This is a genomic window from Arthrobacter sp. SPT-J7, from assembly GCF_059089965.1.
The window spans coordinates 1-21233 of the sequence record NZ_JBNHFF010000033.1; the positions used below are offsets into that span (position 1 = coordinate 1).

Below are 21233 nucleotides of genomic sequence, written 5' to 3' on the forward strand. Positions count from 1 at the left end.
CTGAGGAGCTCGCGCATGTGCCGGGCCCCGCCGCCGGAGGCAGCCTGGTAGGTCATGGAGGTGCCCCACTCCACCAGGCCGTTCTTGAACAGCCCGCCGAGGCCCATGAGCATGCAGGACACGGTGCAGTTGCCGCCGATGAAGTCCTTGGTGCCGTTCACCAGGCCCTTGTCGATAACGTCCCGGTTGATCGGGTCCAGGACGATGATCGAATCCTCGTTCATGCGCAGGGTGGACGCGGCGTCGATCCAGAGGCCGTCCCACCCGCGGCTGCGGAGCTCGCCGTGGACCTGCTTGGTGTAGTCGCCGCCCTGGGCGGTAACAATAATGGGCAGCTTCGCGAGGGTGTCGATGTCGAACGCGTTCTCGAGCTTGCCTGCGCTGCCTTCTGCTGTTCCAGCAAGTGACGGCGCGGCACCTCCCGCGTTGGAGGTGGAGAAAAACACCGGGTTGATGTTGGCGAAGTCGCCCTCGTCCTGCATGCGCTGCATGAGGACGGAACCGACCATACCGCGCCATCCGACCAGGCCGACGGAAGGGGTAGCTGCTGTAGTCATTAGACCAGTTTAGACTTCGGGACAGGCAGGACGCAGTCGGTTACGTCACTCTGGCAGCTGCCCGCACCCGACGCGCCGCCGGCGCTTCCCGAGAATGTGTCCCGGACCTAGCCGCGGTCGCTGTCCTCCACCACGGCGGCCTTACGGGCGCGAAGGGCAAAGAAGGCGCCGAAGGCGAACACCTGGGTCACCACCACCAGCACGATGGCTCCGGCGATTTTGTTGCCGCCCAGGATCATGGTGAGCCCCACGATGGCGGACAGCAGCGCCAGCAGGGGGAGCAGCATGTAGCCCAGAACAAAGAGGGTTTCCGGTTTCTTCAACATGTCTACCCCTCAGTCCTTGACCATTTAGTGAATCTGTAGCGCGTGCCGTTGGCGGCCGTCAGCCACCCGTCCGGCGGGACGGAGGCTGCGGCTTCCCAACTGGTGCCAAGCTGGGGGGCGAAAGTGTCGCCGTCGGCATCGACGTCGATGGTAGTGACCACTGCGACGTTGGCGAGCTCGGTGGACTGGCTGAAAATTTCGCCGCCGCCCAGGATCCAGACTGTTTCGCCGCCGTTGACGAACTGGGATTCCAGCAGTGCGTCGTTGAGGGAAGGGACCACGACGGCGCCCTCCGCCTCGGGCGTATCGGCCCAGCTTTTCTGCCGGGTGATCACGATATTGGTCCGGCCGGGCAGGGGGCGGTACTTCTCCGGAAACGACAGCCAGGTCTTGCGGCCCATAACCACCGGGTGGCCCATGGTCAGCCGGTTGAAGTGCCTCAGGTCCTCGGGCAGGTGCCAGGGCATGTCGCCGTCTTTGCCGATGATCCCGTCGGGCGTCTGAGCCCATACCAGTCCCACGCCCGTCACCGACGCGGCCAGTTCCTCGGTGAAGGACTGGGGATCGGTCGAGTTTTCCGTGCTCATACCGCGATCGGTGCCTTGATCGTGGGGTGGTGCTGGTAACCCACCACTTCGAAGTCCTCCAGCGTGTAGTCAAAAATCGAGGCGGGTTTGCGGAAGATCTTTAGTTGCGGGTATTCGTACGGCTCCCGGTCCAGCTGCTTGAGGACCTGGTCCATGTGGTTCTCGTACACGTGCACGTCGCCGCCGGTCCAGACGAACTCGCCCGGCTCGAGCCCCACCTGCTGTGCCACCATGCACGTGAGCAGCGCGTAAGAGGCGATGTTGAACGGCACGCCCAGGAACATGTCCGCGGAGCGCTGGTACAGCTGGCAGGAGAGCTTGCCGTCCGCAACGTAGAACTGGAAAAACGCATGGCACGGCGGCAATGCCATGTCGTTGAGTTCGGCAACGTTCCAGGCCGAGACAATGTGCCGGCGGGAGTCCGGGTTGGACTTCAGGTTCGCGATGAGTTCCGCGATCTGGTCAATATGCCCGCCGTCCGGGGTGGGCCAGCTGCGCCACTGGACACCGTAGACAGGGCCAAGGTCGCCGTCGGCGTCGGCCCACTCGTTCCAGATGGTGACACCCTGGTCCTGCATCCATTTCACGTTCGTCTCGCCGCGCAGGAACCACAGGAGCTCTACTGCCACGGACTTGAAATGGACCCGCTTGGTGGTGATCAGGGGGAAGCTCTTGGCGAGGTCAAAGCGCATTTGGCGCCCGAAAACACTGGTGGTTCCGGTTCCGGTCCGGTCCGATTTGTGCGTGCCGGAAGCCAGGACATCGCGCAGGAGGTCTTCATAAGGCGTTGGGATGCTCACGGCTCAAGTCTACTTTGGTTGCCAACGCCAGCAGCGCAGCCGCACCTAGTCGTCGAAGGGCTTGAACTGTTCCACGGCCACGATCCGGGTTTTTCCGCCCGGAGCCACATGGCACACCACCAGCTCACCGGGGGACAGGTACGGTTCCTCCACCGGCAGGAGGGCGGCCAGGTGCGGCGGCATGTGCTTGGACAGCTGCCCGAAAACGGTGGGCAGGGCAGGGCGGTGGGTGCAAACGGCTACCGCACGCTGCTTGTCGAGAAGGCCCTCGATGACGCCCGCAGTCTTCTTGGGGTTCCGCTCATGCCGTTGTTCCGTGAGGGCTTCCGCCAGTTTCACTTTGGCCCCAGCAGCCTTGGCGTAAGGCGCCACGGTGGCGACGCACCGGAGCCATGGACTGGTGACAACCCGGGGTGGCTTCCACGCCTGAAGCAGTCGGCCAACAGCCTGCGCCTGCCGGGTTCCGGTAGCAGCCAGCGGCCGCTCGCCCTCCGCCTTGGTCCAGGACGAGCGGGGTTTTGCTTTTGCATGGCGGACCACCAGAAGGGGCCAGGTGTCCAGTTCCCGGCGCTCATGGGCCTGCCGCAAGTACTCAAGGGGCTCGACGTCGGACGGGTTGGAAAGCAACCTGGCCGCCTTATCCGGGGCGCACCACATCACGCTGTCCACCTCTTTGCCGTCAGGTACCAGCCGTCCACTGCCGTTGACTTTGACGGCCCAGTAATGCACCACCTTCAGGCCGGAAGCCACGTGATAGTGGATTGGCGGCAGCGGTATACCCAGCTGGGCGGCGAGCCCGATCTCTTCCTGAACCTCCCGAACGGCACACTCCGGGATGGTCTCACCGTCGTCAATCTTGCCCTTTGGCCACGACCAGTCATCGTAACGGGGCCGATGGATCAGGAGGACTTCAAGCTTGTCCTTGGTGACCCGCCACGGGAGGGCGCCTGCAGCAGTAACAGCTACCGGTTCGCCTGGGTGGTCTGTCTGGTCAGCTACAAGTGCGTCGCTCGACAAAACAGCTGCCCTTACCGTCGGCTCAGGCTGCGCTGACGCGGACGGGATGCCAGCAGGAAGGACTGGACGTCCTCAAGCGGCCTGCCGTCGTCGCCCAGGTGGTGACGCGACCACTTCCCCTCGTTGTCCAGGTGCCAGCTCGCCGTCTCCGGAGCCATGTAACGGCGGATCAGGTCCAGGACGTAGTTGACGTCATCGGGCGCTGCCAACTGGACGAGCGCCTCCACCCGGCGGTCCAGGTTTCGGTGCATCATGTCCGCTGAGCCGATGTACACCACCGGATCACCGCCGTTAGCGAAGGCGAACACGCGGGAGTGCTCCAGGAACCTGCCCAGGATGGAGCGGACGGTGATGTTGTCACTGAGCCCCGGCACGCCCGGGCGCAGCGAGCAGATGCCGCGGACCACGACGTCCACCTTCACCCCGGCCTGGGACGCCCGGTACAGCGAATCGATGATGGCCTCGTCGACCATCGAGTTGACCTTGATCTGGACCCGGCCCGGCAGCCCAGCCCGGGCGTTCCGGATCTCGGTCTCGATCCGGTCGATCAGCCCGGAACGGACTGAACGTGGAGCAACGAGAAGCCGCTTGAAGGTCGACTTGGGGGCGTAGCCGGAGAGCTGGTTGAAGAGCTTTGAAAGGTCCTCGCCCACCTGGTCGTTCGCCGTCAGGAGGCCCAGGTCCTCGTAGTAGCGGGCTGTCCGCGGGTGGTAGTTGCCGGTGCCGATGTGGCAATAGCGCCGCAACCCGTCCACTTCCTGCCGCACAACCAGCGAGAGCTTGCAGTGGGTCTTCAGGCCCACGATGCCGTACACCACGTGCACGCCGGCCTGTTCCAGCTTGCGGGCCCAGGAGATGTTCGCCTGCTCATCGAACCTGGCCTTGATCTCCACGAGGGCCAGGACCTGCTTGCCGGCTTCGGCGGCATCGATCAGGGCGTCAACAATGGGGGAGTCGCCGGAGGTGCGGTAGAGGGTCTGTTTGATGGCCTGCACCTTGGGGTCCGCTGCGGCCTGCTCAAGGAAAGCCTGGACCGAGGTGGAAAACGAGTCGTACGGGTGGTGGAGCAGGATGTCGCGGCGGCGCATCGCGGCGAAGACGTTGGCAGCCTTGGAGGTCTCGGACTCGTTCAGGTACCGGGAGGTGTGCGGAACATGCTTGGGGTAGTGCAGGTCGGCGCGGTCGATGCCCGCAATGACCGACAGGCCCCGGAGGTCGAGCGGGGCCGGGACTGAGTAGACCTCGGATTCCTCAACGCCTAGTTCGCGGATCAGAAGCGCCCGGATGTTGGGGTTGATGTCATTGGTGACCTCAAGCCGGACAGGGGGGCCGAAGCGGCGGCGCAGCAATTCCTTTTCGAGCGCCTGCAGCAGGTTCTCGGCGTCGTCCTCTTCAACCTCCACGTCCTCGTTCCGGGTGACGCGGAAGGTGTGGTGCTCCAGGACCTCCATCCCGGCAAACAACTTGTCCAGGTGAACGGCAATGACTTCCTCAAGCGCGATGAAGCGCGCCACCCGGCCTGCCACCGCACCGGCGCGCGGGCCGTCGATGGATATGAGCCGCGGCAGCTGGTCCGGCACCTTGACGCGGGCGAACAGTTCCTTGTCGCTGACGGGGTTCCGCACCACAACAGCCAGGTTCAGGGAAAGGCCCGAAATGTAGGGGAACGGGTGTGCCGGGTCCACCGCCAGGGGGGTGAGGATGGGGAACACCTTTTCGGCGAACATCTGGCTGAGCTGCTGCTTGGCCGCGTCATCCAGTTCGTCCCAGTGCATGAGGTGGATGTGCTCGTACGCCAGGGCCGGTCGGATCTGTTCTGCGAAGACCTGGGCGTGGCGCTGCTGGAGCCGGTGGGCCTCCTCGCCGATTTTCTCCAGCACTTCCACCGGGCTTAGGCCTGCGGGGGAGGGAACAGCAAGTCCGGTGGCGATGCGCCGCTTCAAACCGGCTACGCGGACCATAAAGAACTCGTCCAGGTTTGACGCGAAGATGGAGAGGAAGCTGACCCGTTCCAGGAGGTGCAGGGAAGCGTCTTCGGCAAGTTCCAGGACCCTGGAGTTGAAGCTGAGCCAGCTCAGCTCCCGGTCAAGGAAACGGTCCGGCCGGATGTCGCCCTCGGGTTCCAGGTTGGGTGCGAAATCCGGAATGTCGATCCGGTCCTGTGTGGCGCGCGACGCCGGAACCTCCGAGGAGCCGAAGCGGGCGCGCACGGGGACTGGAGTCTCTTGGGACGTGGCTGCTCCGGATGGTTCCGGGTTCATGGCATCTCCTTTACCTGGCGCTTGATGCTGCCGTTTCCGGCCTGCGCGGTTCTGTTTCAACCTTACAAGCATTCAGTGCCCGGGGGCCTTTGATTTAGCGCCTGCCGGCGGTTGCGTCAGGAGATTGGACTAACCCGCTGCCGGGCCGTACATCACGTCCATGTCCCACCGCGTGAAGCCCAGCCGCCGGTAGAGGGAGACCGCCGGGGTGTTGTCGGCGTCGACGTACAGCATGACCGCGTGCAGCCCCAGGTCCTGCAGGTACTTGATGCCCGCCACCGTCAAAGCCTTGCCCAGGCCCGAGCCCTGGGCTTCCGGGGTTACACCCACCACGTAGATTTCACCGATGGCAGGGTGGGTGCCGTGGCTGGGATGCACCTTGGTCCAGTGGTATCCCAGCAGCCGGCCTTGCCCGTCCACGGCGAGGAGGAAACCGGCGGGGTCAAACCAGTCCTCAGCCATCCTGGCATCAAGGTCGGCGCGGGTGAGGCTGCCCTGCTCAGGGTGGTGGGAGAACGCGGCGCGGTTCGCCGCCAGCCAGGCATCCTCATCCTGACGGGGCACAAACGCGCGGATCGAAACGCCGTCCGGAAGGGCGGCGTCGGGAAGGTCCGCCGCCGCCGTCGTCATCCGCATCTTCCACAACTCCCGAACCGGGACGAAGCCGTAGCGGGCGGCCAGGTCCGCCGCCGCCTCGTGGTTGCCGTGGGACCAGGCCTTCAGCCCCTGCAGCCCGCGCCGGTCCTGAAGGGCACCAACGAGGCGGTCGGCGACACCCTGGTTGCGGTAGCTGGGGTGCACGGCGATTTCGACCACGCCGTTGCCGTCGGGCTCTTCGACCACCGCAGCGAAACCCGCAAGGTCCTGGCCGGAGGACGGATCAGAGTCTTCGTCCGGTGCATACAGCGCCAGGGTCAGCAGCTTATGCTCCGCGGAATCGCCGGCGCGCATGCTGATGAGGGTCTGCTCCGAGATGGACGGGTTGCCGTCCGACTCTTCCGCCGCGGCCAGGAGATCGCTGCAGTCCTTCAAAAGTTGCCGGTCAACACCGCCTTGGACAACATGGACGGGCCACTTCTCAGGGTGCGCTGAAGTCATGAGGCAAGGCTATACGGGATCGTCGGCTACCGGACCGCGGCCGCCGGCTCAGGCTTCCGTCAGCTCGTCTTCCTGCTGCCGGACCAGGGTGAGCCGGTAGCCGACATTGCGGACAGTGCTGATGAGGTTTTCATGGTCGGCGCCCAGCTTGGCGCGCAGGCGCCGGACGTGAACATCCACGGTGCGGGTGCCGCCGTAGTAGTCATAGCCCCACACCTCGGTGAGCAGCTGCTGCCGGGTGAACACCCGGCCGGGGTGCTGCGCCAGGTACTTCAGGAGCTCGAATTCCTTGAACGTCAGGTTCAGGGGTGCCCCGTTCACGCGGGCGGTGTAGCTCGCCTCATCAATGACGACCCCGGCCGCGCGGATCTCCGAGGGCGTGTCCTCCTGCTCGGGGACGGCCCGGGCCACGGACAGCCGGATGCGGGCCTCAACCTCGGCGGGCCCGGCAGATTCCAGCACGATGTCGTCCACGGCCCAGGCGGAGGAGACAGCAGCCATGCCGCCTTCGGTCAGGATCAACACCAGCGGGGCGCTCAGGCCGGTGGCCTTCAGGAGCTGGGTGAGGGAACGGGCGCCAACCAGGTCCTTGCGGGCATCCAGCAGCACAATGTCGCAGGGGTCCGTCTCCAGCAGGGCGGTTGGCTCGGCGGGCAGGATATGGACCCGGTGGTTCAGCAATTCCAAGGCAGGCAGGATGTCCACCGAAGAACCGGTGCTGTTCGTCAGTAACAGGATGTGCGACATTGTTCCTCCAAGGGCCGTCCGCGCATCGTTGGGCGACTGAACCGGATTTTCACCGGCCGGTACTGGCTCCCTGCCCCGGTTTGGGACTCTGCCAAAGACAGCGGTCCGGCCACTTCAGCAGGGAACTTAGCTGAGCTCCGAGTATACCCTCAGGCCCCGTCGACGCCACGGATTCGTCGCCGAGCAGGGTACGTTTTGCGACATAAGCCGTTCATATAAGGCAGGATTGTGGCAGGGCCCGATGTGCCCTGCCACTGAGGGCGGACCGCCTTCCAAGGTCAACGCAGGATGGGATGCAGCGCAGTGAGTGCACAGACTAAGCCCGGCTCGGGATCCGCATGACGGCGGAACTGCAGGCCCCCGTGCGCTCCCTGGGCTCGTGGACCATCGGGGTGGTGGGCATCGCCGGGCTGGCGGCTATCATCGCAGGGGTCTACACGTCCCGAGAGGCCCTTGTCGCTGTTGCCATGGCCATTGCGGTCGCGGTGGGCATCGGCTGGCCGCACTTTCTCCGGATTCCCGCCAAAAAAACGCTCGCGGCGGTAATTGCCCTGGCCGGTGCCGGGTCGGCGCTCGCTGCCGCTTACGCCCCTGCTCCCGGCTACCTCGACTGGACGCCGCCCTTTATTGCGCTCGGAATCATGGCTGTTTTTGTGGTGCAGCTCATCCGCGGAACAGGGCAGGCGCAACGGCTGGAATCAACGCTCGGCTGCTCGGCCGGAGTGTTGCTGGCCTGCCTGGGCGCAGGCTGGATTGCCGGCGCCCGGTTTAACGGGGTGCGGGAGATGCTGCTGGTGGCGGCCATCAGCGCGGCAGTTGCCCTGCTGGCAGGATTGATCAGGTGGCCGGACAGTATTGTTGCGCCCCTGGGCATCGTCCTTGCGGGACTTGCCGGTCCGCTCGCCGGGCTGGTGCTCTCCGATATCGAAGTCCTGCCGGCCGCCATTTTTGGTGTGGTGGTAGGTGCGGTCCTGGTCAGCTTCCGCCGGCTCGTGACGCTCCGCGGCGCTCCAATTAATGTTCCTGCTGCCCTTAGCATTGGGCTGGCGCCTGTCTCGGCGGTGGGTTCCCTGGCTTACTTCATAGACAAACTCCTCATCTACTAACGCGTTAGGATGGCATCATGTCCGTACTTGCTTTTGAAATCTTCTTCCTTGTCCTGCTCGGCATCGCGAGCCTGTCCATGGCGTGGTTTGCCGGCTTTGTGGTCTACCGCCTGTTCAAAGGCCAGAAGTAGACCCTTTCCGGAGCTAGCCGTTTTCCGAGGTAAATGCTGTGCCGATTGAGATTCCCACCGACTTGACCCCAGAACTTGTCCCGCTTTCCTGGCTCATTGGTGAGTGGGAGGGCCGCGGCCGGCTGGGCACCGGGGACGAGGACTCGGAACACTTCCTGCAGCACGTGTCCTTCACCCACAACGGGTTGCCCTATCTCCAGTACCGCGCGGAGAGCTGGTTGACGGATGACGACGGCACGCGTTTGCGGCCGCTGACCGTTGAGACCGGCTTCTGGGCACTGGAGCGCAAACAACTCGACGCTGACGGCGGCCCGGGCCTGATTCCGGCGGACATCGTTCCCGCATTGAAGAGTGCCGATGAGGTGGAAGCCCTCCGCAACAGCGAGGGCGGCTTCGACATCTCGGTGTCCATTTCGCATCCAGGCGGGATCTCCGAGCTGTACTACGGACAGATTAAGGGACCGCAGATCCAGCTCACCACGGATATGGTGATGCGCGGGAGCCACTCAAAGGACTACAGCGCCGCCACCCGTATCTTCGGCCTGGTGGACGGGAACCTGCTGTGGCGGTGGGATGTTGCCGTTGGCGGCAAAGAGGGCAAGGGACTGGAAGCGCACGCCTCCGCCTTCCTCAAGAAAGTCTCCTGACCCCTCCCGGTCATTTCCGGACGGAAAGCCGTAGGCTGGCAAACCCGGCCGGATCTCGAGAATCCGGAATACTGCCGACCTCCAAGGACTTCTACTACATATGACTACTCCCAGCCCTCTGTTGTCGCGCCCTGGAGCCGTTGAGGCAACCGGCGCGGACGCCGGCGTTGCATCCCACTATGGTGAGCCGCTGCGCGAGCAGCGCGCACTCGCTGCCGGTACCGCCGTCGTCGACCTTTCCCACCGCGGCATTGTCACAGTCACCGGGCCGGACAGGCTGACCTGGCTCAACACCCTCTCCTCGCAGCAGGTGGCCGGCCTCCAGCCCGGGGAGTCAAGCGAACTTCTCCTCCTGAGTGTGCAGGGCAGGATCGATTTCGACGCCCGGGTGATTGACGACGGCGCCACCACCTGGCTGATCATTGAAGCCGCCGAAGCAGCCCCCTTGGCCGAATTCCTGAACCGGATGAAGTTCATGCTGCGGGTGGAAATTGCAGACGCCTCCTCCTCTTGGGCCGTCTTGGGCAGCACCAGGGCCATTCCGGAGTGGTCGGAGCTGCTGGTGTGGCAGGACCCCTGGCCCAACGTGGCAGCCGGTGGCTACTCCTATGCCACCGTCCCCGAAGCCAGCCATCCAGGGCTGGAGCGGCCATGGTTTGAGTATCTGGTACCGGCCGCAGACCTGGAACAGCGGGCAGCCGACCGCCAGCTCGCCGGAGTCCTCGCCGCCGAAGCGCTGCGGCTGGCGGCGTGGCGCCCCCGGATCGGCGCTGAAACGGATGACAAGACCATTCCGCATGAGCTGGACCTCCTCCGCACGGCAGTACACCTGGCCAAGGGCTGCTATAAGGGACAGGAGACGATCGCGCGCGTGCACAACCTCGGGCACCCGCCGCGCCGGCTTGTGTTCCTCCAGCTGGACGGATCGCAGCACACCCTGCCCCAGGCTGGAAGCCCGGTGCTTGTGGGGGAGCGGAAGGTGGGGACGGTCACCTCGGTGGCCCAGCATTACGAGATGGGCCCGGTTGCCCTGGCAGTCATAAAGCGTTCGGTGGGTGCGGATGAAATACTGACGGTTCTGGATGGCGAGGAGCCTTATCCTGCCGCCCAGGAACTTATCGTTGCCCCCGACGCCGGCCAGGTAGTGGGGCGCCAGACCGGATTCCTCAAGGGGCCACGCTCATGACTGACAACGCCGGAACCAACGCCGCGCCGTCCGACCCGCCTGCAGGCCAGGGAGGGCCTGACGACGAGGCCGTGGCTTTGGCGCATACGCTTTTCCAGGCGGCCAGGGAAGGGGACACTGCGCTGCTGCGTGCCTATCTCGACGCCGGCGCTCCCGCCACCTTGACCAATTCCGCCGGGGATTCCCTCCTGATGCTCGCTGCCTACCATGGCCACGCGGAGACCGTTCAGCTCATCCTGAAACACGGCGCTGAGGCCGACACCGCCAACGACCGCGGCCAGACTCCGCTCGCCGGAGCGGCGTTCAAGGGCTACACCGACGTTGCCCGGGTCCTGCTGGATGCCGGAGCGGACCCGGACGCGGGTGAGCCCACAGCACGCGCAGCCGCCCAGATGTTCGCGCGGAAGGACATCCTGGATCTCCTGGGCTAGTTGAGGCGGCCGTCGCAGGCTTCTCTTAGATGCCCCAGCCTGGTTCAGGGCCGGGGCAGGAGCGGGCCTGCGCCGTCAGCCAAGGTGGACGCTGGTCTGGATCCCGCCCGCTGACAGGCCGAGCTTCCGGGCCAGCGCCAGGGACCCGGTGTTGCTGACGTCCGTCCGCCACTGCAGTGTAAGGCCGGCTGACAGTGCCTCGTGGGCAGCGATGGAGACGGCGAGCGAGCCCAGGCCCCGGCGCCGCCATTCCGGGTCCACCAGCACGCCCAGGTGGGCCAGCAGGCCCACCCACTCGGAGTAGGCCCCGCAGGCCAGCGGTACGCGGCGCCCGTCGACTTCGTGGACGATGGTGTAGCGGTTCTCGAGGTCGGACAGGCCAACCTCGTTGACGTCATCAGGCGGGCAGCGGCCCTCCAGCTCGATGGCCTCGGGGTTGCCGTGGGACACCGTCATCTCTTCCGGGGGCTGCTGCAGGGGCAGGTCGTCGGCGAAGAACAACGCCGCAGCGCCCAGGCCGTGGCCGCCGTGGGACCGGGTCAGCGTCAGGAGCGTGACGTGCTGGGCCATCTCCGCATCGGAAATGCCCTCGGCGGCATCAATGACCCACTGCGGGCCCACCAGTGCTGAACTGCCGAAGAGCCGCACGAACTCTACGGTCCGCGCCGATTCGTCGGCGCGGACGATCCGCTCCCCGGAGGCCAGGGCAGTTCCGAAGGCGTCGTCGTCAAGTCCCAGGCGCCGGGCCCAGGCAAGCTGGATGATGGCGGCAGAACCGGGGTCAAGTGTCATACTCCCAGCCTAGGGCGGGCAGGGGGCCTCACCGGGCAGGACACCTCAGCTGAGCAGGGCACCTCAGCCGAACAGGACGGCGGCTTCGTCATAGCGGTTCTGCGGAACGGTCTTGAGCTGGCCGAGGGCCTCCTGGAAACCTACGTGCTCAATGTCCGTTCCCTTCAGTGCCACCATGGTGCCCCAGTAGCCTTCCACCACCGAGTCGATGGCCGCCATGCCCAGCCGCGTGGCCAGGACGCGGTCGAAGGCGGACGGCACTCCGCCGCGCTGGATATGGCCCAGGATGGTGGCGCGGGTTTCGATGCCGGTGCGGGCTTCAAGTTCCGGGGCGAGCTGGTCTGCGATGCCGCCCAGGCGGGGCCGGCCAAAGGTGTCCAAGCCGCGTTCGGAGTGCGGGGTTTCCATGTGCTCAGGCACGAATCCTTCGGCCACAACAACCAGCGGCGCGCGGCCACGGGCATGGGCTTCCTTCACCCATTCGGTGATCTGGTCGATGCTGACCTTCTGCTCCGGGATGAGGATGGCGTGTGCGCCGGCGGCCATGCCGGCGTGGAGGGCGATCCAGCCCACGTGGCGGCCCATGACTTCGGCGATCATGCAGCGGTGGTGGGATTCTCCGGTGGTCCGGAGCCGGTCGATGGCTTCGGTGGCGATCTGGACGGCGGTGTCGAAGCCGAAGGTGTAGTCCGTGGCGTCGAGGTCGTTGTCCACGGTCTTGGGAACGCCTACGATCTTCAGGCCGGCATCGGTGAGGCGCTTGGCAGCCGCCAGGGTTCCCTCACCGCCGATCGCGATGATGGCGTCTATGCCCAGCCGGTGCATGTGGGCTTTGATGACCTCGGGTCCGCCGCCGTTTTCGAAGGGGTTGGTGCGCGAGGTGCCAAGTATGGTGCCGCCTTGCTTGGCGATACCGCGGACCATAGTGCGGGGGATGTCGATGATGTCGCCCTCGACGACGCCGCGCCAGCCGTCAAGGAACCCCACGAATTCATGACCGTGGATGGCAATGCCTTTGAGGACGGCTCCGCGGATCACGGCGTTCAGTCCGGGGCAGTCGCCACCGCTGGTGAGAATTCCAATTTTCATGTCTCGGCTCAAATCCTGGAGAGAAGGTGTACAGGCAGAGCGCCACGCTGAGCTCACATAGAGTCTAGTGGTGGGTGTGGGGTACGACACAAACCGGTTACAAAAGGCCCCGCTCCAGGGCGATGACCACTGCCCGGGTCCGGTCATCCACGTCAAGCTTGTGGAACACCCGCAGGAGATGGGTTTTCACCGTGGCCTCTGCGATGTGCAGCCGGGCCGCGGCTTCGGCGTTGCTTAGTCCCTGCGATACGCAACGCAGGACCTCCACTTCCCGGGGCGTCAGCTGCGGCCGCTCCGGTGCCCGGAGCCGCGATACCAAGCGGGCAGCCACCGGCGGCGCCAGCACGGTCTCACCGCGGGCAGCGGCAAAAACGGCGTCGATGATCACGTCGCCGGGGGAATCCTTCAGGAGGTAGCCGACGGCGCCTGCCTCGACGGCACGGACAATGTCCGCGTCGCCGTCGTACGTCGTGAGGATCAATACCTTGGTGTCGGGGAAGCGGACGCGGATTTGTTCTGTTGCCCCGGCCCCGTCCAGCACGGGCATCCGCAGGTCCATCAGCACCACGTCCGGCCGGTGTTCCCCCACGGCCGCCATTGCCTCCCGTCCGTCGGACGCGTCCGCGATTACCTCGATTCCGGCCGCAGTGCTGAGCAGCGCGGCGAGGCCGCCGCGGACCACGGGATGGTCGTCCGCCAGGAGCACACGGATGGGTGGCTGGGTCATGGTGTGCTTTCCTTCTGCAGGTCCTGCCCGCTGGACGGGTACCCGGGCAGCGAAACAGGGACGACGGCGGTGAGCAGGGTCCCGGCTTCGGATGACTCCACGTGCAGTTGGCTGCCGATTTCTTCCAGCCGGGCGGACATGGACTTCAGGCCAAAGCCGCCATGGGCTTCGGCGGGGTCGAAGCCGTGTCCGTCGTCGCGGACCGTCAGCCGCAGCCGCGGAATCTTGGCGGTTTCAGTACAGACTTCCAGCCAGGCGTGTGCGGCTCCCGAATGCCGCCGCACATTGTTCAGCGCCTCCTGGGCAGTCCGAAGCAAGGCCACCTGCTCCGCAGAGGAGAGCGCTGGAAGGGTGTCCGGAACGTCCACGGACAGCCGGACACCCTCAAGGTGGAGGCTCTGCGGCAGGCGCCTCAGGGCGGCCAGCAGGTCACCGCCCTGGACATCCGTGGCAATGCCGGAGGCCACCAGGGACCGCGCCTGGGCAAGGTTGTCACGCGCAGTTCTGGAGATGGCCGCAAGCGTGTCCTTCAGCTCCGCGGGCCCCTCGCGCCGGAGTTGCGCTTGTGCGGCCTCGGACAGCATGGCGATGGACGTGAAGCCTTGGGCCAGGGTGTCGTGGATTTCCCGCGCCATGCGTTCGCGTTCCACCAAAGCCCCGCGGGCTTGTTCTGCGGCACCGAGATCGGCCCGTGTTGCTGCAAGCTCTGCCAGTAGCTCGGCACGTTGTTCGCTCTGCTCGATGACCTTGGAGATCCAGAGCCCGATCATGCAGCTTGCCACAAAGGAAGTGACCAGCTGAGCGGAAATGCCGTAAATCTGCGACCCCAGGCCGAAGCGGCTTATTTGTCCGGCCGCGACACCGAGGCAAAGCACCGCTGTGGCCACCACCCCCTGACGTTGTGAGGCCGTGAACATCCAGACCTGCGGGAAGGCGACAAACAGCAGGGCACCGGCGCCGTCGTGGACGAAGGACAGGAACACCACAACGGTGACCAGGACCGCGACGTAGACCACCGGCCGGTTGGTTCGAAGATCCCGGGCCCGGGTCAGGAATGGATACACGGCGCCCAGCAGGACCAGGGCCGCCACAACCCAGGGTGTTCCGGGTGTCAGGGGTTGGCCCAAAAGGGCCAGGTACGTCAGGCTTGCCAGCGCCGCGTAGAACCCTACGTGCCACCAGACCATGGAGGTGGACCACACCGAACGTGCGGGAAGCAGCCGTTCGGTCCGGCCGCCGAGGTTGCTCATGTGTGCACCCTATCCGGGCCGCAGAATCCATCCAACCCGGTTTCCTTGGCTGTCCCGGTGCCTCTCCCGGTGCCTGGCCGGGACAGCGCTGGCGGACTCACTTTTGCGGCGGCCACCTGAAGGCCAGCCGCGCCAGCACGGCGCCGGCCACCGCCCAGACCCCCAGCACCAGGAACGTCATGGGCAGGTCGTATCCGCCGCCTGGTTCCACCGCCTCAAACCCGGCGGGCAGGAAAACAGACCTGAAGGCGCTGGCGGTCCAGCGCAGCGGGAAGAAATTCGTCACCGCCTGCAGCCACTCCGGAAGCTGCGAGAACGGGAAGTACACGCCGGAGGTGAAGGAGAGAAGCAGCACCGGAAGCACGGCAAGAGTCGAGGCGCTTTGGGCTGATTTTGGGACTGCCGTGAAGGCGATGGCCACAGTGGCCCACGCCGCCGTCGACAGGACCATCAGCGCAACCACCAGGAGCCAGGGGCCAGCCTCGCTTGGCAGCGGGACATCGAAGAGGAAGCGCGCTGCCAGGAGGAGCAGCACAGTCTGGGCGGCGATCAGGTACAGCGTCTGGCCGGTCTTGCCCAGGAAGTAGGACGCGGCCGGGAGGGGCGTCCCGGCAAGGCGCTTCACCGTTCCGTTGAAGCGCTCCGTGGCCACGTAGGTGCTGAGGTTCTGGAATCCGCTCAGGATGGTGCTGAGGGCGAGCATCCCTGGCAGGTAGTAGTGGGCAGGGATGATTCCCCCCTCGCCGTTGGGACCGGCCCCGAAGGTGGGCTCGTCACCGAAGACTGTTCCAAAGAGGGACAGCATGAGGATGGGGAAGAACAGCACCAGCACCAGGGAAAGCACATCCCGGTTGAATAGCCTGATCTCCAGTGCGGCGCGACGAAGACCCAGTCCCAGGACTGACGGTTTCCAAGCCGGGATGGCCTGCGCTGGGGTTGCGGGAACAGTGCTCACGACAGGACTCCCTGGGCGGCCGCAGTAGTGTGTTCTTTGCTGCTTGCGTTTCCGGCCGGGGCGTCAGGCCCCGACTGGTCCGCGGCGCCGATCAGCTGCAGGTAAATGTCCTCAAGGCTGGGCCGGACAACAGCCAGCTCCGGGAGTTCCCTGGTGCCGCCGTCGGACAGCTCATTAACCAGGGCGGCAGGGCTCTCAGTGATCTCCTCATGCATGCCGCCGCCGTCCCGCCACCGGACACGGGGCACGCGGAGGCCAGCGCCGCCGATCTGATCCGGCGCCCCCTCGGCGATCAGGCGTCCATGGTTGATCACTCCTATCCGGTCCGCGAGCTGCTCTGCTTCGTCAAGGTAATGGGTGGTCAGGACGATGGTGGTGCCGCCGCTGCCCAGGTCCCTGATCAGCTCCCAGAACTGGCGGCGGGCCGCAGGGTCGAAACCCGTGGTCGGTTCGTCCAGGAACAGGACCTCAGGGCGCCCGATAATTCCGAGTGCCACGTCCAGCCGTCGGCGCTGGCCGCCGGAAAGAGTGGAAATCCGCGCCGCCTCCTTCCCGCCAAGCCCTACTGCTTCGATGACTTCAGCCACAGGCCGCGGTGCCGGAAAGCAGGCGGCAAGGGAGCTGAGTGCCTCGTGCACCCGCAACTCGCCGGCATCCGATGCTTCCTGGAGGACGATGCCGATCCGGGCCCTGAAGGCCGGTGGTGCCTTCCAAGGGTCGGTGCCCAACACCCGGACTTCACCGCCGTCAGGGCGCCGGTGGCCTTCCAGGATTTCGATGGTGGTGGATTTACCGGCACCGTTGGGGCCGAGGAGGGCGTACGTTTCGCCGGACCGGATGGTGAGCTCGAGCTGGTCAACGGCGGCGAGGGTTCCGCCCTTGGGCTGCCTGTAGTTTTTGCTCAGGTTCCGGACCGTGATGGCTTCGTGGATCGGGCCGGGATCAGGCACTGGTGGGTTCATGCCTACAGCGTGGCACTGCCGGTTCCCCCGGCGGCACGCCCGACCGGTTGAACCTGCCGTCCACCGGGTGGTTGACTCCGGAGCAAAACACGTCAAAGGCCCCCGCTCCCGGGAATGGAAGTGGGGGCCTTCCTTGGCGTACCAAGGGGCGTTCTCAGGGACGGTTCAGGGACCGGCGGTCGAGGAACGTCTGGAGCGGGATGACGTTGCGCTGGTCCGGCAGGACCACCCAGGCCAGGAGGTAGAAGATAACGGCCGGGCCGGGCAGCAGGCAGAAGAGGAGGAAAGCGATGCGGACATAGGCCACGTCCACGTTGAGCTTGGCGGCGATGCCTCCCAGAACACCTCCCAGCCAGCGCTGCGGTCCGCGTTGTAGGCCAAGGCCCCTGACGATGCTGAAAAACTTGTCCATGGCTCAAGACTCCACTGTTGTAGGACTGTTGTCACGTTTCCGGGCGGAGAGGAGTCCGCCGATCACCAGGGCCGCGCCGGCTCCGATCATGAGCCCTATCACGACATAGGTTCCGTTCAGGGCGACGATGCCCAGCTGCGCGACGATAATCAGGGCGGCGAGGGCCACAACGATCAGTCCCCAGACCACCGTTCCCACCCGCGCCCCGGACGGAGGGGCAGAGTTGGTGCGTGCCGTCGTCGTGCTTTCCGGAACGTACGGGTCCGGGTCCGGAGTGTGGCTGCTCATGTCAGTTACCTTCCTTGATGATGACGTTGCTGACGGTGCCGTCGATCTGGATCACCAGGGGGCTGCCGGCCTTGTCGGTGTTGTAGCTGCTTTCCCGTGTGGTGGTCCCGCCGCGCTGGCTCCCCCCTTCGGTCAAGTTGCCGAGGGTCATGTCGGACCGGATGTCCACGGGCACGGTGTCAGGAATGACCACCGTGACGTTACTGGCCGTGAAGTCCAGCGGGACCAGGACTTCTGACTGGAGCGGGGCGCTTCCGGCCAGTTCTGTGAGGTCAACGGTGCCGTTTCCTGCCGTGATGTTGAGCCCGTCGCTCGCCTGCTGGATGCTGGTGGGCGTCCAGTCGACCTGCTGGAAGCGGACCCGGTCGCCGTCGTTGCCCACCACGTTGAAGATTCCGCCGATGATCAGGGCCGCCACCGCGAAAAACGAGAGGATGCCGGAGGTCCGGCCGCGGAAGCCCATGATGAGGATGCCGATGCCCAGGACGGCCGCTGCGCTGGCCCAGGCGATGGCGTTGGTGGAATCGCCAAGGTCGATGACGTTGGTGACGTCCAGCGCTTTCAGTCCCGCGCCGGCGATCAGGGCGCTGCCGGCTGCGATCGCGACGGCGGGGGTGCCGGGACCTGCGGGATGTACCTTCGGTGCAGGTGGGGGACCCTGCGGTTGCCGGGTGCCGCCGGTGCCTCCGTTGTTCCATCCGCTTCCGGACCCGCTGCCGCCGTACGGGCTGCCGGTGAAAGGACCGGTGCCCGCAACGTCTGAGTAAGGAGGAGTGGTTCCGGTGGAAGCAGCTGCGGAGTAAGCGGTGGTGCCGGGGTAAGCATTGCTTGCGTAGGAGGTGGTGCCGGCCGCTGCGCTCGCCGGTGTTCCAACGGCCGCCTTGTTCCGCTGCGCCAGGTAGTAGATCAGGTAGATGGCGCCGCCAACCCAGAAGATGGTCCAGAGGAAGGCGCCGAAGCCGTGGTTGCCCCAGCCCCAGAAGCCCCCGCCCAGTCCGCTGAAGCCGAGGATGACGGCGATCAGGGAACCCGTCATGCCGCTGGTCCACCGGCCGGCGCCGGCCTCCTGGACGTGGATTCTGCCATCGGGCTCGGGCAGGAAGGCCCACGCCAGGCCGTAGGCAAGCACGCCGATGCCGGCGAATAGGGTGAGGACGATGAAGACGCCGCGCACGATCAGCGGGTCGATGCCCATGCGGTGGGCGATGCCACTGGAGACGCCGCCAATCCAGCGGTCCTGCCCTCGGGTGATGCCGTGGCTGCGGACCCAACCGAAAAAGTCTGTCTGCTGGCTGGGCATTCCTGCGTAGGCGTAGCCGCCGGTGTTCTGGCTTGAGCTGCTGTGGCTGGAGTAGGGGCCGGCGGAGGGCCCGCCGGAGGTGTCCTGCGCCGGGTAATCCTGGGCGGAGTCCTGGGCGGAATCCTGCTCCGGATTCTGGTCCGACGCCGACGGGGTGGCAGACGGCACCAGGGGTTTCGTGGGGTGTTCGTTTTCCCGCTTGGGGAGGGGCTCCGTTGGCTGGCCGTCGTCTGGGGTGGGGGTTTGCGAGTTCATACCTCGATCCTTCCGTCCGCGGGGCTTCGGCTCTACTGGGGGACACCCTGAACGTCCCCTGAGTGGCCCCCGGTTCCGGCCGGAGCGCGGTCCTGGGAACCCTGATCCGTGCTTGGATTGATCCATGACAACCGTCCCTGCCCGCCCCCCGCTGGTCCGCCGCAGCGACCGCTTTATCGCGGGTGTCTGCTCCGGCCTGGCCGCGCATCTGGGGTGGCCCGTCCGCAACGTACGGGTGGCGATGGTGCTCGCTTCGCTGGCAGGCGGGGCCGGCGTCGCCTTCTATGCCTGGCTGTGGATCATGGTGCCCACCGCAGACGAAAGCGCCCGACGGCAGGCGCGCCGGCCGGCGTCGCCCATTGCACCGGCGGTAAGCGGTGGGAACGTTCCGGCCGCCGTCCCCGGGACCACGGCCCAGGCCGGCCCCGGCGATGCGCTGCCCGGAACGGCCCTGCCCGGGAGGGCCGGTGGCGGCCCTGGTCCTGCCACAGTCCCTCCCGCTGGCGGCGGTGATCCGGCACTTGGGGAGGCCGCAGGGCACACTTCCGAAAACGCCAGGCCCTGGTTCAGGTTCCAGGACATGCGCTATGGCAAGGAGATCCTGCTCGGGGTGGGGCTGCTCCTGGTGGCGGGCATCCTGATCGCCCAACTCCTGGGCGTGGACGTTCCCCTGGGCACGCTGATCCCGGCGGCGGCAGTCCTTGGCGGGGCTTCCATCGCCTGGATGCAGCTGGATGAAACCCGGCGCGCAGGGCTGGTGGATAAGACCAAAGCTGACCAGGCCGGTGGCTGGGCCCGGCTGGCGGCAGGCCTGGCGCTGGTGGTGGCGGGCGTTCTGGTGATGGTGTCGGGATCCGGTTCCTGGGAACAGACGTGGCTGGCGCTGCTGGCGTCAGTGGCCGTCCTCGGCGGGGTGGTGCTGGTCCTGCTGCCGTGGGCGCTGAAGTTTTGGCGTGACCTGGAAGCGGAGCGCGCAGGCAGGATCCGGGAAACCGAGCGGGCCGAGATCGCCGCCCACCTTCATGACTCCGTGCTGCAGACGCTGGCCCTTATCCAGCGGAGGGCTGCCAATGAGCATGACGTGGTCCGGCTGGCCCGAGCCCAGGAGCGGGAGCTGCGGGGCTGGCTGTTTGCGGATCCCGGCAAGGACGCCGGGCAGTTGTCAGACCGGATCAAGGCGGTGGCCGCCGAAGTGGAAGACCTGCTGGGCAACGCCGTCGAAGTGGTCAGTGTGGGGGACACGGCCGTCACCGAGGGCCATGAAGCGCTGATCCAGGCGAGCCGCGAGGCCATGCTCAACGCTTCCCGCCACGGTGGCGGGACCGTCTCGGTCTATCTGGAGGCAGCCGCCGGACGTGCGGACGTCTTTGTCAAGGACCGGGGCCCGGGCTTTGAACTGCAGGACGTGCCGGAGGACAGGCTTGGGGTGCGGGAGTCCATCATCGGCAGGATGAACCGGCACGGCGGCACGGCCGCGATCACCAGTACCAGTGAAGGCACGGAGGTGCGGCTGGGCTTCCCCGCCGCGCCGGAGGACAGCACGGAAGGCAAACCATGAACGCAACGCAGGGAGCGGGTACCGGTCCCGTCCGAACCGCCAGGTCCGCCCGGGTGGTGATTGTGGATGATCACGCGATTTTCCGCTCTGGCCTGAAGGCGGACCTGGATCCCAGTATCCAGGTGGTGGGCGAGGCGGCGACGGTGGAGCAGGCCATCGCCGTGATCGCCCAGGAGCGCCCGGACGTGGTGCTGCTGGATGTCCACCTGCCTGGCGGACTTGGAGGCGGGGGCCGCGAAGTCATCGCCGGCTCCGTTGGCCTGCTGTCCACCACCAGGTTCCTTGCCCTCAGTGTCTCGGACGCGGCGGAGGACGTCGTGGCCGTGATCCGGGCGGGAGCGCGCGGCTACGTCACCAAGACCATCTCGGGGGCAGAGATCACCGACGCCGTGTACCGGGTTGCCGGCGGGGACGCCGTCTTCTCCCCGCGGCTCGCAGGCTTCGTCCTGGACGCTTTTGGCACCGCCCCCGCAGACATCGCCGACGACGAACTGGATAAGCTCTCCGCCCGGGAGCTTGAGGTCATGCGCCTCATCGCCCGCGGCTACAGCTACAAGGAAGTGGCCAAGGAACTGTTCATCAGCATCAAGACCGTGGAAACGCACGTGTCCGCCGTGCTCCGCAAGCTGCAGCTCTCCAGCCGGCACGAGCTCACCAAGTGGGCCGCCGAACGCCGCCTCCTCTAAACGCGCCATCACCTTTCGGGCCTTAAACCGGAACGCCCCATCACTCTCCTAAGGAGAGGGATGGG

General features: G+C 66.1%; 23 protein-coding genes. 6 read left to right on the plus strand and 17 right to left on the minus strand.

Features of this window, described 5'->3' with window-relative positions; genetic code table 11:
- The 8 genes from AC5RWX_RS20240 to AC5RWX_RS20275 all read right to left on the minus strand — a co-directional run.
- Positions 1 to 557, minus strand: a 557-nt coding sequence (locus AC5RWX_RS20240) for an aspartate-semialdehyde dehydrogenase (RefSeq protein WP_494098108.1), incomplete at its 3' end; no start/stop codon positions are given.
- Positions 558 to 664: 107 nt separating this feature from the next.
- Positions 665 to 883 (minus strand): NF038396 family protein, encoded by a 219-nt coding sequence (locus tag AC5RWX_RS20245; protein ID WP_494098109.1) that lies wholly within the window; start codon positions 881 to 883, stop codon positions 665 to 667.
- A 2-nt stretch (positions 884 to 885) separates the two neighbouring features.
- Complete coding sequence (locus AC5RWX_RS20250; RefSeq protein ID WP_494098110.1) at positions 886 to 1470, minus strand: dihydrofolate reductase; 585 nt, start codon at positions 1468 to 1470, stop codon at positions 886 to 888.
- Entirely contained in the window at positions 1467 to 2270 is an 804-nt protein-coding gene (locus AC5RWX_RS20255; protein ID WP_494098111.1) for a thymidylate synthase, read from the minus strand. Before AC5RWX_RS20255 ends, AC5RWX_RS20250 begins: the two co-directional genes overlap by 4 nt.
- 45 nt (positions 2271 to 2315) lie before the next feature.
- Positions 2316 to 3287 carry an NUDIX hydrolase gene (locus AC5RWX_RS20260; protein ID WP_494098112.1) on the minus strand — a complete coding sequence of 324 codons (972 nt, stop codon included), beginning with the start codon at positions 3285 to 3287 and terminating at the stop codon, positions 2316 to 2318.
- A gap of 11 nt (positions 3288 to 3298) precedes the next feature.
- Positions 3299 to 5548 carry an RNA degradosome polyphosphate kinase gene (locus tag AC5RWX_RS20265; protein WP_494098113.1) on the minus strand — a complete coding sequence of 750 codons (2250 nt, stop codon included), beginning with the start codon at positions 5546 to 5548 and terminating at the stop codon, positions 3299 to 3301.
- A gap of 129 nt (positions 5549 to 5677) precedes the next feature.
- Positions 5678 to 6646, minus strand: coding sequence for a mycothiol synthase (mshD, locus tag AC5RWX_RS20270; protein WP_494098114.1), 969 nt, complete (start codon positions 6644 to 6646; stop codon positions 5678 to 5680).
- A 48-nt stretch (positions 6647 to 6694) separates the two neighbouring features.
- Positions 6695 to 7393, minus strand: a complete 699-nt coding sequence (locus AC5RWX_RS20275; RefSeq protein ID WP_163161846.1) for a winged helix-turn-helix transcriptional regulator — start codon at positions 7391 to 7393, stop codon at positions 6695 to 6697.
- Between the two features lie 338 nt (positions 7394 to 7731).
- Between AC5RWX_RS20275 and AC5RWX_RS20280 the strand changes: the two genes are divergently transcribed.
- From AC5RWX_RS20280 to AC5RWX_RS20295, 4 genes are all read left to right on the plus strand, one after another.
- Positions 7732 to 8499, plus strand: coding sequence for a permease (locus AC5RWX_RS20280; protein ID WP_494098115.1), 768 nt, complete (start codon positions 7732 to 7734; stop codon positions 8497 to 8499).
- A 169-nt stretch (positions 8500 to 8668) separates the two neighbouring features.
- Positions 8669 to 9277: a nitrobindin family protein gene (locus AC5RWX_RS20285; protein WP_461172091.1), complete on the plus strand. Its 609-nt coding sequence runs from the start codon at positions 8669 to 8671 to the stop codon at positions 9275 to 9277.
- 100 nt (positions 9278 to 9377) lie between these two features.
- Positions 9378 to 10463 carry a CAF17-like 4Fe-4S cluster assembly/insertion protein YgfZ gene (ygfZ, locus tag AC5RWX_RS20290; RefSeq protein ID WP_494098116.1) on the plus strand — a complete coding sequence of 362 codons (1086 nt, stop codon included), beginning with the start codon at positions 9378 to 9380 and terminating at the stop codon, positions 10461 to 10463.
- Entirely contained in the window at positions 10460 to 10894 is a 435-nt protein-coding gene (locus AC5RWX_RS20295; RefSeq protein WP_494098117.1) for an ankyrin repeat domain-containing protein, read from the plus strand. The genes ygfZ and AC5RWX_RS20295 overlap by 4 nt, the downstream gene beginning before the upstream one ends.
- Before the next feature lie 75 nt (positions 10895 to 10969).
- Here AC5RWX_RS20295 and AC5RWX_RS20300 read toward each other — a convergent pair whose 3' ends face one another.
- From AC5RWX_RS20300 to AC5RWX_RS20340, 9 genes are all read right to left on the minus strand, one after another.
- Positions 10970 to 11686, minus strand: coding sequence for a GNAT family N-acetyltransferase (locus tag AC5RWX_RS20300; protein WP_494098118.1), 717 nt, complete (start codon positions 11684 to 11686; stop codon positions 10970 to 10972).
- 63 nt (positions 11687 to 11749) lie between these two features.
- Positions 11750 to 12775 carry an ATP-dependent 6-phosphofructokinase gene (locus tag AC5RWX_RS20305; RefSeq protein WP_494098119.1) on the minus strand — a complete coding sequence of 342 codons (1026 nt, stop codon included), beginning with the start codon at positions 12773 to 12775 and terminating at the stop codon, positions 11750 to 11752.
- A 97-nt stretch (positions 12776 to 12872) separates the two neighbouring features.
- Entirely contained in the window at positions 12873 to 13502 is a 630-nt protein-coding gene (locus AC5RWX_RS20310) for a response regulator (protein ID WP_494098120.1), read from the minus strand.
- Complete coding sequence (locus AC5RWX_RS20315; RefSeq protein WP_494098121.1) at positions 13499 to 14752, minus strand: sensor histidine kinase; 1254 nt, start codon at positions 14750 to 14752, stop codon at positions 13499 to 13501. The genes AC5RWX_RS20310 and AC5RWX_RS20315 overlap by 4 nt, the downstream gene beginning before the upstream one ends.
- 97 nt (positions 14753 to 14849) lie before the next feature.
- Positions 14850 to 15707 (minus strand): ABC transporter permease, encoded by an 858-nt coding sequence (locus tag AC5RWX_RS20320; protein ID WP_494098122.1) that lies wholly within the window; start codon positions 15705 to 15707, stop codon positions 14850 to 14852.
- Complete coding sequence (locus AC5RWX_RS20325; RefSeq protein ID WP_494098123.1) at positions 15704 to 16669, minus strand: ABC transporter ATP-binding protein; 966 nt, start codon at positions 16667 to 16669, stop codon at positions 15704 to 15706. The genes AC5RWX_RS20320 and AC5RWX_RS20325 overlap by 4 nt, the downstream gene beginning before the upstream one ends.
- Before the next feature lie 154 nt (positions 16670 to 16823).
- Positions 16824 to 17081 carry a PspC domain-containing protein gene (locus tag AC5RWX_RS20330; protein ID WP_494098124.1) on the minus strand — a complete coding sequence of 86 codons (258 nt, stop codon included), beginning with the start codon at positions 17079 to 17081 and terminating at the stop codon, positions 16824 to 16826.
- Positions 17082 to 17084: 3 nt separating this feature from the next.
- Positions 17085 to 17369 carry a hypothetical protein gene (locus tag AC5RWX_RS20335; protein ID WP_494098125.1) on the minus strand — a complete coding sequence of 95 codons (285 nt, stop codon included), beginning with the start codon at positions 17367 to 17369 and terminating at the stop codon, positions 17085 to 17087.
- A 1-nt stretch (position 17370) separates the two neighbouring features.
- A complete protein-coding gene (locus tag AC5RWX_RS20340) occupies positions 17371 to 18924 on the minus strand; it encodes a PspC domain-containing protein (RefSeq protein ID WP_494098126.1) in 1554 nt (517 codons plus the stop codon).
- A 124-nt stretch (positions 18925 to 19048) separates the two neighbouring features.
- On the opposite strand from AC5RWX_RS20340, the gene AC5RWX_RS20345 reads away from it, so the two are divergent.
- Positions 19049 to 20482: an ATP-binding protein gene (locus AC5RWX_RS20345; RefSeq protein ID WP_494098127.1), complete on the plus strand. Its 1434-nt coding sequence runs from the start codon at positions 19049 to 19051 to the stop codon at positions 20480 to 20482.
- Positions 20479 to 21168 carry a LuxR C-terminal-related transcriptional regulator gene (locus tag AC5RWX_RS20350; protein ID WP_494098128.1) on the plus strand — a complete coding sequence of 230 codons (690 nt, stop codon included), beginning with the start codon at positions 20479 to 20481 and terminating at the stop codon, positions 21166 to 21168. The genes AC5RWX_RS20345 and AC5RWX_RS20350 overlap by 4 nt, the downstream gene beginning before the upstream one ends.
- The last annotated feature ends 65 nt before the right edge of the window (positions 21169 to 21233 follow it).